Origin of the sequence: Prevotella sp. HMSC073D09 (assembly GCF_001814145.1) — a bacterium.
Classification (GTDB): Bacteria; Bacteroidota; Bacteroidia; order Bacteroidales; family Bacteroidaceae; genus Prevotella; species Prevotella conceptionensis.
Genome location: NZ_KV815150.1, coordinates 18011 through 33777, shown reverse-complemented (window position 1 = coordinate 33777; position 15767 = coordinate 18011). Strand labels below are relative to the sequence as shown.

General features: G+C 51.2%; 7 protein-coding genes. All 7 read left to right on the top strand.

Features of this window, described 5'->3' with window-relative positions:
* Positions 1–1626 precede the first annotated feature (1626 nt).
* Positions 1627–4854: a SusC/RagA family TonB-linked outer membrane protein gene (locus HMPREF2955_RS14590; RefSeq protein ID WP_246830181.1), complete on the top strand. Its 3228-nt coding sequence runs from the start codon at positions 1627–1629 to the stop codon at positions 4852–4854.
* A 19-nt stretch (positions 4855–4873) separates the two neighbouring features.
* On the top strand, positions 4874–6421 hold the full coding sequence (locus HMPREF2955_RS14585) for a RagB/SusD family nutrient uptake outer membrane protein (RefSeq protein WP_070724110.1): 1548 nt from the start codon (positions 4874–4876) through the stop codon (positions 6419–6421).
* Positions 6422–6478: 57 nt separating this feature from the next.
* Complete coding sequence (locus HMPREF2955_RS14580) at positions 6479–7927, top strand: DUF4832 domain-containing protein (protein WP_070724109.1); 1449 nt, start codon at positions 6479–6481, stop codon at positions 7925–7927.
* Positions 7928–8000: 73 nt separating this feature from the next.
* The gene (locus HMPREF2955_RS14575; protein ID WP_070724108.1) at positions 8001–9230 is read left to right on the top strand and encodes an acyltransferase family protein; all 1230 of its coding nucleotides are present in this window, start codon (positions 8001–8003) and stop codon (positions 9228–9230) included.
* Positions 9231–9243: 13 nt separating this feature from the next.
* Complete coding sequence (locus HMPREF2955_RS14570) at positions 9244–11010, top strand: hypothetical protein (RefSeq protein WP_246830180.1); 1767 nt, start codon at positions 9244–9246, stop codon at positions 11008–11010.
* Positions 11011–11308: 298 nt separating this feature from the next.
* Complete coding sequence (locus tag HMPREF2955_RS14565) at positions 11309–12898, top strand: glycoside hydrolase family 31 protein (RefSeq protein ID WP_070724107.1); 1590 nt, start codon at positions 11309–11311, stop codon at positions 12896–12898.
* A gap of 233 nt (positions 12899–13131) precedes the next feature.
* A complete protein-coding gene (locus HMPREF2955_RS14560; protein ID WP_070724106.1) occupies positions 13132–14691 on the top strand; it encodes a Gfo/Idh/MocA family protein in 1560 nt (519 codons plus the stop codon).
* Positions 14692–15767 lie beyond the last annotated feature (1076 nt).

The window sequence follows — 15767 nt, the reverse complement described above, 5'->3', positions numbered from 1 at the left end:
CGCAAAAAATCGATTCTCGCGAGGGTTTGTTTCGATGCAAAAAGGGGCTAACCTGCGAACACCACAAAATGTATTTTTATTTAAAGAGGTCATCATTTGCACCTGTTTTTGGGCCGTTTGCTGCTAAATATAGTGCGTTTTGATGCTAAACGCAGTGCATTTTGGTGCTAAACGCAGTGCGTTTTGCTGCTAAATACAATGCGTTTTGGTGCTAAACGCAAGGTAAAATGGTGCAAAATGCAGCGCAATTTGCCGCTAAACGCAAGGCAAAAAGCATAAACATACGCTGCAATGGTATAAATAAAACCTTTATGAACCATGAAAAACAAGGCCGAAAAGGGCAAAAATCGGGTAATTGGGCTTTAAAAAAGACGAGTTGGCAACCAAACTAGAAAGGTAAAATGGTGCAAAATGCAGGTTCTTTACTTAAAAACAGACAAAACTGGGGGCGAAAAAATCTGGAAATAGTGGCTTTTTGCCCACTTTTTAACCAACATTCTCGCTAGAACGGAGTGAAAATCAGAATGATATTGTAAAACAAAAATAACCTTTTTAAGGTTTTGAGATGACGAGATGGCGAGTTGATAAGTTGAAGAGTTTGTAAGCACTCGGGGTGATGGCGCGAGGAGTTGAGGAGTTGATGGGGTGACGAGTTTGTTAGTTTGTATGTCCACGTGTGGATGGCGTGAAGAGTTGATGACGTGATGAGCATGTAAGTTCTTGAGGTGGCGAGTTGACGAGATGCGGAGTTGATGAGGAGCCGAGTTGATAAGTTGGTGCTTTTGCAAGTTCGTAAGTTGATGAGTTTATGAGTCTTGGGGTGTGCAAGTTAGAGAGCTGGCACATTCGGCAGTGGCTGTTTTTTGGTGTGTCAATAAGTCGGTGAGCCAATATGTTCTGCTTTCCGTATATAAAGAGGAGTGTTTATCTTGTGTTGGAACAAACAAAGAGGGGTGTGTACCTAACGCCAAATGGCAGGCAAAAGCAGGCATTTGCCCACTCGCATTCGCCACAACGGCGGCACAAAACCTTGTATTTCGCAAACAATAACAACCACGTTTAACCCCAGCCTGTTATTGCAGCACCGTACAGATTTCGTTTTTGCCCATCTTATTATTAAAGGTCTGGTGGTCCATGTTAAAAGGACAGGGCAGGCAAGATGCCCACAAGCAAACGGAAGACGAACAGGAAACAATGGCATCGACCTAAAACAAGAGGTAAGTAACAGAAACAACCCTAAACATGTGAAAAGCGGCATAACGACCGATTGGGTTGAAAACAAACCGCAAACAATCTTCCGCACAGCAATCACTAGTAAAGGGGTGTGTATCGATGGGGCTGAAAACGAATGGCAAACCTGCCTACCGCACAGCAATCACTAGTAAAGGGGTGCGTATCGATCGGGTTGGAGACGAACCGCAAACCAATCTACCGCACAGCCTCCGTTTGCGGTCACACGTGGTTTATCTGCCCGTTGTAAAAACTGCATGCCTACTTAATCGTGGCTAATTTATGTTTATAATACTTAAACAGCACGCATGTTTTAACCAGTTCTTCCAAACAATTCATAATTTTATCAACCCAAATTAGCAATCACATCTCTAATTACAAAAAAACAAAATCAACATGGAAGTACGCTATGAAGTAAAGCACGGCCTGTTTGCACTGCTCTTAGCAAGCTGCACGGGGCTATGTTTGCCCCTTCGAGCAAATGCCGAGAGCCACGCCGCGTCCTCGTTAAGGCCACTTGCGCCGGTGCAAACCATCGACGTTACGGGTTACGTTCACGATGCCAACGGCGAGCCCGTAATAGGCGCCGGCGTGCAGGTGGTGGGGTCGAAACTGGCCACCGTAGCCGACATCGACGGCCGTTTCTCGCTCACAGTGCCCGCAGGCAGCAGCCTGACCATAACCTACATCGGCTTTACGCCGCAAGAAGTGAAGGCCAAGCCCTCGCTCGACATCACCCTTAGCGAAGACAGCCACTCGCTAGACGAGGTGGTTGTTGTGGGCTACGGCAAGATGAAGAAACGCGACCTTACGGGTGCCATCTCCTCGGTAAAGGGGTCGGACGTGGCCTTGGCTGGCGTTGCTTCGGCCGCACACGCCCTAGCGGGCAAGGCCGCAGGCCTATATGTGCGCCAAAACTCGGCCCAACCCGGCGGCGGACTCGACATCTTGGTGCGCGGGGCAGGCTCGGTTAACGCCAACAACGACCCACTGTACATCGTAGACGGGTTTCCCATTGCCAAGATAGACCAGCCCAAAGGCGTTAACGACCGCATGGACCCAGGCACGCAGGGCGTGCTGAACTTTCTCAACCCCAACGACATCGAACGGGTGGAAGTGCTGAAAGATGCCTCGGCAACGGCCATTTACGGGGCACGCGCGGCCAACGGCGTGGTTATCGTAACCACCAAACGCGGCGCCGAGGGCAAGCCGCAGGTTGATTATTCGTACAACTACTCGTTCCAGAAGTATTCGGACAATTACGACATGCTTTCGCTAAAAGAGTGGATGGTGGAGAAAAACAGGTCGACGTGGGAATACTGGGTGTGGGAAAACGGCGTTGGTCCGTGGGGCGGAAAGCGGCTCGAAGACGCACTGAAATCGCCCAAAAACGGACTGGCCTATACGCAACCCTACACCGAAGCCCAAATTGCGGCAGCGGGCGAAGGCACAGATTGGCTGGGGCTCATCACGCGTAACGGTCAGGTGCAGGAGCATAACCTAAGCGTGCGCGGCGGCTCGAAAGGCACGCAATACATGCTGTCGCTCAACTATTACGACAACAAGGGCATCATCCGCAATTCTGCCATGACACGCTATACCCTAAAAACCAACATCGACCAAAAGTTTCTCGACATCTTTAAGCTAGGCCTGAACCTCACGCTGACACGCATCGACAACGCCAACGCCCAGCTTGGGGGCCGCCAATGGGAAAAGTCGGGCATGATAAGGGCAGCCGTGCAGATGGGCCCGCACATCAAAGCCTTCGACCCCGCCACGGGAACATACCCCATTAACCCACTGCTGGGAACGCAGCCCAACCCCTACTCGCTGCTGAACAACACCGACGAGAGCCGCACCGACCGCCTGTTGGGCAACATCTTCCTTGAAGCCAACCCCTTGCAAGGCCTTACCCTGAAACTGAACGCCGGCTTAGACCGCGCCAACATCTTCCGCGGAACCTACGAACCCAAAACTACATTGGCCGGTAAGGAGGCCAACGGCAATGCCGACGTTTACAACAACGACAACAACCAATACCTTTTGGAGGGTACGGCCAATTACATCCGCACGTTTAACGATGTGCACAAGCTGTCGTTGCTGGCAGGAACATCCTACGAAGAGTTTGAACTGAAAACATCGCGGGCAGGCAACAACGACTTCCTTACCGACGCCTTCGGCTACCACAACCTAGATGCAGGCACAGGACAAAAGCGCGTTGGCTCGGGTTACAGCAAAAACAAGATGGAAAGCTACTTCTTCCGCGCCAACTACATCCTCAAGGAGCGCTACTACCTAACGGCCACCATGCGCGCCGACGGTGCCAGCGTGTTTGCACGTAACCACAAATGGGGCTACTTCCCCTCGGTGGCACTGGGGTGGACCGTGAGCGAAGAGCCCTTCATGAAACCCTTAGGGTGGGTAAGCATGCTGAAATGGCGACTGAGTTGGGGACAAACAGGCAACTCGGACATCGGCACCAACGCCTTTGCCAGCTATTCGGCACGGGCCGCCTTCAACAAAGAAGACAACTCGCAGGTTATCGGCGTATATCGTTTGCGCCTGGAAAACCCCGACCTGAAATGGGAAACCACCACCGAATGGAACGTGGGCTTGGACCTGGGTTTCCTCAACAACCGCATTCTGGCCAGCGTTGAGTTTTACCATAAGGTTATTTCCGACCTGCTGAACTATAAGCCGCTGAACGTCTACCAAGAGGTAACAAGCGTGATGGCCAACGTGGGCAAGACCCAAAGCACAGGCGTTGAGGTGACCATCAACACGAAAAACATCGACACACGCTACTTTAAATGGACCACCGACTTTACTTTCACTGCCTATAAGGACCGTTGGAAAGAGCGTACGCCCGACTGGAAGCCCGGCGTTTACGAACGTGTGGACGACCCCATACGCCCCATCTACTCGCGATTGGCCGACCACATCTTGCAGATTGGCGAAAAAGCGCCCAAGGCACAGCCCGACTTGCGCCCGGGCGAAATAGTGATTAAGGACATTAACGGCTACAAGCGCGACGACAAAAACCAGCCCGTGGTAGACGAAAACGGACGTTTCGTGCTGACAGGAGAGCCCGACGGCATCATCGACGATGCCGACAACGTGCTGCTGGGTTCGCAAGACCCAGGCTGGCTGGCCGGGCTGACCAACACGCTGCGATATAAAGACTTCGACCTGAGCATACAACTCAACGGCATGTTCAACCGACTTATGCAGGACCCCACCGAGATGGCGTACGGCCTTGGAGGGGGCGACCTGGCGCGTTATGGCTACAATGCCTTGCGAAAGATAAAGGACCGCTGGACCTGGGACAACCCCTCAACCACGCAACCCGCATCGTTTAACGGATGGAACAACAACTACACTTCGGGCGACTGGTACTATCAGAAGGCCTGGTTTGTGCGCCTAACCAACATCAGCCTGGGCTGGACACTGCCCCAAGCCTGGGTTTCGCGCACCAAGGTGTTGTCGCGCGTGCGCCTGTCGCTAAGCGCCAACAACCTGTTCTGCATCACTCCGTATAAAGGATTGGACCCCGAAACCGACTATTATGCGGCAGCTTATCCCAACGCCCGTACCTACAGCATGGGCATAAACGTAACATTCTAACCGCAATACCACTGCAACGATGAAAAGAATAAAAGGCTTATCCACACTGTTGGGCACGGTTTTGCTAGCCCTCGCGGCCGCTTGCTCAGACCTTACGCCCATAGACTATTCGGAGATTAACCCGAACAACTTCCCCAAAAACGAGAGCGACGTGCAGGCACTGGTGATGAACTGCTATCGCCCACTGCGCGGCGACTGGTGGGACGGCATCTACTCGCCCTCAGAAAGGGGCGTGATGTTCGTCAACGACTGCACAACAGGCACCCTCTCGGGTAAGTTCGGGGCGCAGAAAATGGCCGCCGAACTGAACTTCTTCCCCACGAGCGAAGAGATAACGTGGTTTTACTTCACACGCAACTCCACCGATTACAGCGGCGGATACATCAATAAAATAAGCACTTGCACGCTTACGCTAGACGACATAGCCCATGCGCCCATCGACGAAAGCAAGAAACGGGCCTACGAAGCCGAGGTTCGTTGTGCACGTGCGTTCCTTACCTACACGCTCTACGACATGTATGGGCCGCTGGTTATCGCTCCGTTAGACGTTTTAAAGCACCCTTTGAAAGAGCAACCGCTGCCCAGGCTCACGCGCGAAGAGCAAGTGAAGTTCATAGAAGACGACCTCTTGTTCGCCGCCGAACACCTGCCCATGCCCGGCAAAACGGAATATGGGCGGTTCAGCAGCGGGTTTGCCAAGATGTTGCTGATACGCCTGTACCTGCACGAAACGCCGATAAGCAAAGACTATTATAATAAGGTGGAGACGTTGGCACGCGAATTGATGAACCCGAAGTATGGCTACCAGCTGCAAAGAGACTATGTAAAGATGTTCGAACTGGGCGGACAAGGCTCGGCCAACAAAGAAATCATCTACGCATTGCCTTGCTCGTACAATGGACCCAGCATCAACCAGTGGCACATGATGGTGCTTCCCACCGACTTTGCGCAAGGCGGAATGAGCGGCGGATGGGGAACAGTAACCAGCACATGGGCATTTTACGACTCGTTCGAGCCCAAAGACGTGCGAAGAACAAAGCTGCTTACGTCGTACACCAGTTCTACCGGGGCAACGATAGACCGCGACACGCACGGCTCCGACCTTGCCGTGGGTCCCATCGCACTGAAAATGGGGTACGACACGCGGGTGAAAGCCGCCGAAGGAAAATCGGACATCGACCTCATCCTCTACCGTTATGCCGACGTGTACCTGTCGTTAGCCGAGGCCTTATCGCAAAAGCAGGGCGCAACAGCCAACGATTTGAAGGAAGCGGTGAACCTCATCAACGTTGTCAGGCATCGTGCCGGCATCGAAAACCTTTCGGCCACCACTCTCAACACGCCCGAAAAGGTGCTTGACGCCGTGCTAACGGAACGCTGGCACGAGTTCTGGTGCGAGAACGGACAGTTCAGAGCCGACCTCATTCGCCATCATAAACTCATCCCTTGGGTAAAGAAAATAAATGGTTCGCCTTACGCCGAGGAGTATAAAGAGGTGTATCCGCTACCCCTCGCCGCCATTATCGACGGCAAGGGTGCAGTGAAACAAAATCCTGGTTATCAATAAAAACCTGCTTGGCCGAGACTTTTCTCGTTTCGGCCAAGCCCAAAACATCAATACGACATGAAGAAAAGACATTGCATTTTGTTGGCGGCCGCAGCTTTTTTGGCCGTAGCATGCGGGAGCAACACAAACGAGGAAAATCCCGACAATGGCACAAAGAAGAATCCCGAAACGGGTTTGAAAACTGTAACATATCAACTGAGCAACGACGAAATAGCCAATCCCGAACGCGGATTGTTCACCCAATACGAATCCAACGCCAAGGACTATGTGGCCCTAAGCTACCTGAGGAAACTAAGGAGTGAGGGTAAGACGTTGGTGCAATTGATGTATTACCTAAACGATTACCGCGACAAAGACCTCCCCGGAGGCTTTGCAACGAAGTTGGAAGTGGACTTAGACCAAGTGCGTGAGGCAGGAATGAAGGCCATCTTGCGTTTCGCCTACACCAACAAACAAGACGGAGCAGATGCTCCCATGCACATTATCAAGCGTCATCTCGATCAAATAAAACCTACATTGCACAAGCAAGTGGGCGTAATTGCTTGTGTTCAGGCTGGCTTTATCGGTGCTTGGGGCGAGTGGTATTACTCTACAAACAAGCTAAACAACCCCACTGCCTACCGCCAACTGCTCGACAAATGGCTCGAAGTGCTGCCTGCCGAACGGTGCATACAAGTGCGCACACCCAAGTATAAGCAAGAATACGTGGGCAACGCCACACCTCTTAACGACAATACAGCCTTTAAAAACACCCCTGCTGCACGCATCGCCCATCACAACGACGCCTTTATGACAGACCAAACAAACATGGGCACATATGGGGATATTGATAAAGACAAGAGCTATATTGCGCAAGATGCACTGTATGTGCCACTTGGAGGCGAGACGGCAGTTCCGCCATCAGGCGTTAAATGGGCCAAAGGAGAAGAGGCTTGGAACGAAGTTAACTATTTGCATTGGTCGTTCTTGAACGACGCTTACTACAAGGAACTACTCAAAACGTGGAATACTGGTGGTTATTTCAATAAAATCAAGAAGTTCCTTGGCTATCGTTTAGCCTTGACAAAGGTCGAATATTCGGAGCAAAACGCACCCGGAAGCGATATAACGGTTAACCTTTGGATGAACAATTACGGTACGGCTTGCATGTACAATCCCCGTTTGGCCATCCTCGTTCTTAGTCCTACAGACGGTGGCAGAGAATATATAGTATCTACGGGATTGGATTTCCGCATGGTGAAACCAGGTAAACCTACCAACATGCAGACAAAGATAAAGCTTCCTGAAAACATGCCTGAAGGCAAGTATAAGCTTTTCTTATGGCTTCCCGACAAAGACAAGAAGTTGCAAGACAATCCTAAATACGCCGTACAACTTGCCAACACCACGACCTGGGGAGAACTAACGGGTTACAACGACCTAAATATCACCCTGAATGTAGCCAAAGACAAGAATGCCAAACCAGGAACTTCATCCCTTGTCTTCTCAAAGAAGGAAAGGCCGTAGTTAACCTTTGAGTAATCGTATGAAGCGAGAAAACCTCTTCTCAACACAATAAGTATAATCCTCAACCAGGCAAATGACTTATCCAACCACACCTTTTAATGGTGCACCATCGCCACAAAACGGCAGTGGTGAGCAAACCCAACCCACACCAACACCTACCCATGACACTGCGGATGCGGCAAAGCCACCACGACTTTTGTCGCTCGACCTGCTGCGCGGAATGGACTTGGCCTTCCTTGTTCTGTTCCAACCTGTGGTGTATCAGTGGTTGGAGGCCTGCCAACCAGCACCAGGCACGTTCGGTGCAGCCGTTTATGGGCAGATAACCCACGTGCCTTGGCAGGGCTTTTGCTTCTGGGACATCATCATGCCCTTATTCATGTTCATGTCGGGCATTACCATTCCCTTCTCCATGAGCAAGTATAGGCGAGGCGAAAGCAAGGCCGGCGCAGGGTTCCTGCTACGTCTGCTCAAGCGATTTGTGGTGCTTTGGCTGCTGGGTATGGTGGTTCAAGGCAACCTGCTTGCCCTCGATGCCCGCCTACTTCACCTTTACAGCAACACGTTGCAGAGCATTGCCGTGGGCTATGTGGTGGTTGCGCTGCTCTTCGTTTACACCTCTTGGCGCACTCAGTTGGCTGTTGTCGCAAGCTGCATGGTGGCTTATGTGGCCGTGTTTGCCATTTGGGGACGGATGGATTTTACCATCGACGCCAACATTTGCGAAGAGATAGATCGGCAGGTGCTGGGTCGTTGGCGCGACGGAGTGATATGGAACGGCAACCAATGGCAATGGGATGCCACCTATCACTACACGTGGATTCTCTCATCGCTTAGCTTTGTGGCCACCGTTTACCTGGGTTATTTAGCCGGCTTGGTACTGCGCACAAGTAAATCGGGAACAAGCAAGCTGCGCATCCTGTTGCTTTCGGGTGTCGGCCTCATTGTCTTGGCCTTCGCACTAAGTCCTATTGTTCCTATTATCAAGCACATTTGGTCTACTTCGATGACCTTCCTTGCAGGCGGAATCTGCCTCCTGCTCATGGCGGCAGCCTATTATTGGGTCGACCTTAAAGGCCATACGCGCGGCCTACTGTGGCTGCGTTTCTATGGAACCAACTCGCTTGTGGCCTACGTGCTGGGCGAATACGTGAGTTTTTCTTCGCTCACCGACTCGCTCTTCTATGGATTCAAGCCCCTGCTTGGCACCTTCTATCCCGTGCTAGGCGCAACCATGCAGGGAATTTTCGTACTCCTCGTGTTGCGATGGATGTACAAATCAAACATATTCGTAAAAGCCTAACTTAAATTATAAAATGATGTTCAAGCCTATTTATTGTGCATTCGTGCTGCCGCTAGCCTTCGCGCTGGTGGGATGTAGCGACAACGACAACGCTATAAGCACGGAGAAAAACGGTCCGAAACCCGCCATGGAACTACAAGTAACGCCCCAAGACGGGCTGTTGTATGGCGACAAGGTGAACGTTTCGGGACTGATGACCGACGAACGAAACCTAGAACAATACGTGATAACCATCACCAACGCCGTTGGCGACACGCTCGTGCGCAAACAACAAAGCCTGTTGGGCGACACGTTCCACGTAAATACCGACCTACTTGTGGCCTTGCCCAAGAACGCTAAGGCCGAAAACCTAAAGCTGCAAGTGCGCCTGAACAACACGCGCAACGGCGAATTGGTGCAGAACTTCGACTTAACCAACGTCTCGGCACCCACGTTCACCACGCTATATCTGTTCCTTTCTACGGGCGAGGTGTACCCCCTAACAAAGAACGGCGAAGAGTTTTCGGCATCCGACGACATTTTCTTCCCGGCCAATGCCAAAGGAATTGTGGCCGCGACACCCGACAATTCGGGTATTTATTGGGGCACGAAAGGCGGCGAAATCACCACGATGGCCAAAGATTCTATTGTGATTGGTGCCGACATTGACGCCTCGTTCAAGGTGTCTTTCAACCCCGTTACCTTCGAATTAACCAAGGGAGAGAAACATTTCTGGGCACCATTGGGCGACACTCAGAACTATTACATCCTCGGAACAATATCCGGTCATTGGAAAGATGGCGAGATAGAAGAACCCAAAACCAAGATGGCCATGAAGGGATTTGGCTACGAAGGCGCACAATACTTTACGTGGACGGCTCCCGAAGGCGAAGACCCCAATGTGGGTATGTGGGGAAGTACCGCACCAGGAACATTCCGTTTGAAACAACCTTCCACAGGAAACTACATCCTTTGGGACGGCAAGAACATCGTGATGAGCAAGACCGACGACAAGAATAAGAGTTTCCCCGTTACCGACAAGGGGCACTTCACCATCCGCGCCGAGTTCGAAAAGGGAGTCTGCACCACGGTGAAAATAAGCGGCGATGGTAAGTCGCTCACCTTTGCCAACGGCAAAGTAACGGTAAATGGGCAAGAGATGCAAGCCGCCATCGCCGTCAATGGACAGAAACTGAACATCAAACCGGGCAACAACTACGTGTACGAAGGAATGCTCGACATGAAGAAAGGTCAAACCGTCTCGGCTCCATTCAGTCTTGCTCCCTTTAAAGGCAGCACCGATTTGTTTGATGGTGTGGGCAACGATACGTGGACATTGAAGACCGCCAACGACAAATACTATACGCGCCTCGACCTCTTTAACGGCGAGTTCTACGCCTGTCCCACCTCCGCTTATCCCCAATTCATCTATATGGATGGTTGGAGTTTGGCACCAAGAGAAGATGCAACCGACATCGTTTGGAATGCCGAAAAGGTGATACCTTTGGCTCGCACGGACAAGGGAACATACGAAGGAACGTTCTACAACTTTGGTTGGGGCGGCGATGTAGCCTTCTACGTAACCTATCCGCGCAGCGGAAAATCACTGCGATTGCCCAGCGCAGCCTTCAACACCACGTATGCCAACACGGGAAATGGACCTGGTAGTTTCAACATTCCCAAGAGTGCAGGATATTATAAGGTGGTAATCGACCTGAAAGACGGCATCGAGATAACACCTAAAGACGAGGTTGTACGCAAAGGTACAACACCCTTCACCCTCGAATATGTGACGAAATAGAAGATAAACCCTCAACCACTCGCCCACACCCCTGCCACACTCGGCCTCACCCCCTACCCCTCTCCAAGGGGAGAGGGGAGTGAGATGCCTTGTGAATTATAAGGTAAACAGCAAAAGACCCCAACGTCTTTAAAGCAGTTGGCTTAACTCCACTATTAGTTAGCACTTCTGCAACAAAGCAGTTGGCTTAACTCCTTAACTCCTTAACACCTCAACACCTCAATTAGTTAGCCTCTCTGCAACAAAACATTTGGCTTAACTCCTTAACTCCCTAACTCCTTAACTCCTCAAAAAGAACATGTACCATCACACCCTTACCCTCTTCCTTGCCCTCGCTTTCGCTCTTGTTTCACGTGCGCAACACGTCACAAGCATACCTTCGCTGCCTGGCGAACGCTGGTGGGGCGGAGCAACGGCGTTAGGCTCCAAGATGCCGTTTGGCAAAGACTTGCCCCCGTTCAACCTCTTCAACCGCAACGACAACAACCAAGTGTCGCCCCTGCTCGTCTCCAACAAAGGCCGATACGTATGGAGCGACCGCCCATTTACATTCAGTGTGCGCCAAGGCGACCTGCACTTAGACTCGCCCTTCGCACCCATTACCGTCTCAAAAAGGGCGGGGTCAACCCTGCGCGATGCTTACATCGCAGCCATGCACGCCCACTTCCCACCTAGCGGAAAACTACCCGACAGCCTGTTTTTCACCATGCCCCAGTACAACACGTGGATTGAACTGATGTACAACCAAAACCAAAAAGACGTGTTGGCCTACGCCGAAGACATCGTGAAAAACGGATTTCCCCCTGGCATCATCATGATAGACGACAACTGGCAGCGACATTACGGCAACTTTGAGTTTAAACCAGACCGCTTTCCCAACCCCGAAGGCATGGTGAAACGCTTACATCAGATGGGGTTTAAGGTGATGTTGTGGGTCTGCCCCTTCGTTTCTGCCGACAGTCCTGAGTATCGCGACCTGGCCGAAAAGGGCTTTCTACTGGCCGACACCACCTCGCAGCCCGCCATTATTAAATGGTGGAATGGGCAAAGCGCCGTGTACGACTTCACCAACCCCGATGCCCGCAACCATTTTATCGGCCTTTTGCGCGGCGTTCAGCAACGTTACGGCATCGACGGCTTTAAGTTTGATGGCGGCGACAACCACTTTTACCACCGCACCGACCTCGTTTCGCACGGTGGAAAGGACATCGTTTCGGTAGACCACACACGCGCTTGGGCCGAACTGGGACTTGCTTTCCCCTTCAACGAATACCGCGCAGGGTGGCAAATGGGTGGCAAAGAGTTGGTTCAACGCCTGGGCGACAAAGACTATTCGTGGCAAGCCGTGCGCCTGCTTATCCCCGATATGATTGCGGCAGGGCTGCTTGGCTATGCCTATGCTTGCCCCGACATGATTGGCGGCGGATCGTTCGCCACCTTCTTAGGCATCGACGCCAGTCAGTTCGACCAACAGCTCATCGTGCGTTCGGCGCAAGTTCACGCCCTTATGCCCATGATGCAGTTCTCGGTTGCCCCGTGGCGCATTCTCGATGCCCAACACCTGCAAGCCGTAAAGGCCATGGCCAAGCTGCATGCCACATTTGGCCACTACATCTTGCAGTGCGCACGCCAGTCGGCTACGACGGGCGAGCCCATCGTTCAAAGCCTTGAATACGCCTACCCCAATCGCGGTTATGCCGAAATAGCCGACCAATGGATGCTTGGCGCGCGGTATATGGTGGCGCCGATGGTAACAGCGGGCACTAGCCGAAGTGTGGTTCTTCCACCAGGAAAATGGAAAGACGACCGCGGGCGCGTGCTGAAAGGTGGCCGAACGATAACCATTGACGTGCCGCTGAACCGACTGCCGTATTACGAAAAGCTGTAACAGGCGCAACGCGCAAACAGCCTTCGCGCCCCGTTAGCCCCACAGCTAGCGGGGCGTTGAGTTATGCGTGGCAACACAACAGGCCTCGCCGAGAGGGAGAAAAAATGTTTTTTCCCGAACATTTCCTACACATTCACAGCATATTTTATTACCTTTGTCTGCAACAATCACGCCTTTACATCACAACATATCATATTGAAAGGTAGACTTTAACATTAAATTTAACAACATATATGTTACGTAAAAACCTACTATTACAATTGTCGTTTGTGGCACTCGCATTGATGCCGCAAGCGATGAAAGCGCAGTTTAACTGGCCATACAAAAACGTAAACGGCACGTTGGTAACCGATGTTCCCCAACGCGATGCAAGACAACAGCCCGCCCTCAACCTCGTTACGCCTAAGATGAAGGCCGTGCGCGTGGCCTTTGTTGGGCTCGGCATGCGCGGACCTGGCGCCGTTGAACGCTGGACCCACATCCCCGGCATAGAGATTAAGGCGCTTTGCGACTACGAAAAAAGCCGTGCCGAGGCCTGCCAGAAGTATTTAAAGCAAGCCAGCATGCCTGCCGCCGACGTCTATTACGGCGAAAACGGCTACAAGGAAATATGCAAGCGCCCCGACATCGACCTCGTGTACATCGCTACCGACTGGGCTCACCACTTCCCCGTGGCCAAAGAAGCCATGACGCATGGCAAGCACGCGGCCATAGAAGTGCCTTCGGCCATGAACATGCACGAGATTTGGGAACTTATCAACCTGTCTGAAAAGACACGCCTACACTGCATCATGCTCGAAAACTGCTGCTACGACTTCTTCGAGCTCAACTCGTTGCACATGGCACAAGAGGGACTTTTCGGCGATGTTATCTACGCCCAAGGCGCCTACCGCCACGAGTTGTCGCCCTTTTGGAAACACTATTGGAAGAACGGCCCCAACGACAAGCTGGGCTGGCGCCTACGTTATAACAAGCAGTTTCGTGGCGACGTGTATGCCACACACGGCCTTGGCCCCATCGCACAGGTGCTGAACATCCACCGCGGCGACCGCATGCGCACCCTCATCGCCATGGATACGCGCTCGTTTAACGGCAAAAAGCAGGCAGAAAAGTACTCTGGCGAGCCTTGCGACACCTTCCGCAACGGCGACCAAACCACCACGCTCATCCGCACAGAGCAAGGTAAGGTGATGGAAATTATACACAACGTGATGACGCCCCAACCCTATAACCGCATGTATCAGCTAACGGGAACCAAGGGATTTGCCAACAAATACCCCGTGGAAGGTTATGCCGTGTCGGCCAAAGACATGAAAGAGGCCGGCGTTACGCCCTCTAACGACGACCTTTCGGGACACGATTACCTGAAAGAGGCCGACATGAAGGCGCTTGTTGAACGCTACACCAGTCCGATTGTGAAGAAATACGGCGACGAGGCCAAAGAAGTGGGCGGCCACGGAGGTATGGACTTCATCATGGACAGCCGCTTGGTTTACTGTCTGCAAAACGGCTTGCCACTGGATATGGACGTTTACGACTTGGCCGAATGGTGCTGCCTAGCCGAGCTTGGCTCCATCTCGATGGACAACGGCTTTATGCCCGTAGAGGTTCCCGACTTCACTCGCGGTCATTGGAACGAGATTAAAGGCTACAAACACGCTTACGCAGCACCCGAAGACGAGGCCAAGGCACTTGCCGAGGCCAAAGCATTCACCGCCCAACTGAAAGCCAAAGGTGCTAAATATTGGGCAAACGCCGACAAGAAGGCTGCCAAAAAGAAAGGTAAGAAGTAAACTGCGCCACAACTTCACGCCACGCAAATGGGCCTGTCAAAAACACAAAATACATGTTTAACCTACGACATGCAAACCCGTCAACACGTTGACTGGTCAACCCGTCAACAGGTCTACTTGTCAGCTAACAATTGAAACTCCTCAAAAGAAACCGAGCAAATCTCCTATTTGTTCGGTTTCTTTTTGCGACGTGTTCTCGCCTTTTAATATTTCTATGCTTAGAGAGGAGTTTATTGTCCTTGTGATGCCAAACAAAACAACAAACTTCTCTCATACATAAAGTGCAAGAATATCAACTCACAAACTCATCAACTGGTTAACTTATCAACTGGTTAACTGGTCAACTGGTCAACTGGTTAACTCATCAACTGGTCAACTGGTCAACTAGTCAACTGGTTAACTCGTCAGCTAGTCAACTCGCTAACCTATCAACTGGTCAACTGGTCAACTCTCAAACTCACAAACCCACAATCTTAAATCTATTGTTTTTATTTTACAATATCACTCTAATTTTAGCTCCGTTCTAGCGAAATTAAAGGCTAAAAAGTAGGTAAACCACTACCATTTCTTGCTTTTCACGCCTTCCCATTTGTCTATTTTTAAGCAAAAAGCCTGCATTTTGCACCATTTTGCCTTCCTAGTTTGGTTGGCGGCTCACATTTTTTCAAGCCGAATGACACGCTTTTAGCCCCTAAAAACCCACTTTTTGACGACTATTTCGCCCTTTTCGGCCATGTTTTTAATGATTCATAAAGGTTTTGTTTATGCAATTGCAGTGCATTTTTATGCTTTTCGTCACATATTTCATATCGATTAGTGCTGCATTTAGCACCATTTTACCTTGCGTTTAGCACCAAAACACACTGCATTTAGCACCAAAACGCGCTACATTTAGCTGCAAATGGCACAAAATCTAGTGCAAGCGGCGGTTTCTTTAAATAAAAATTCATTTTGTTGCATTCATGGACTACCCCCTTTTTGCATCAAAACTAACCTCCGCGAAAATCGACTTTTTGCGGCAAGGCGGACGGTTGGTGAGCAGAAAGGGCACTCATAATGTTAAATTTCTTACCGAA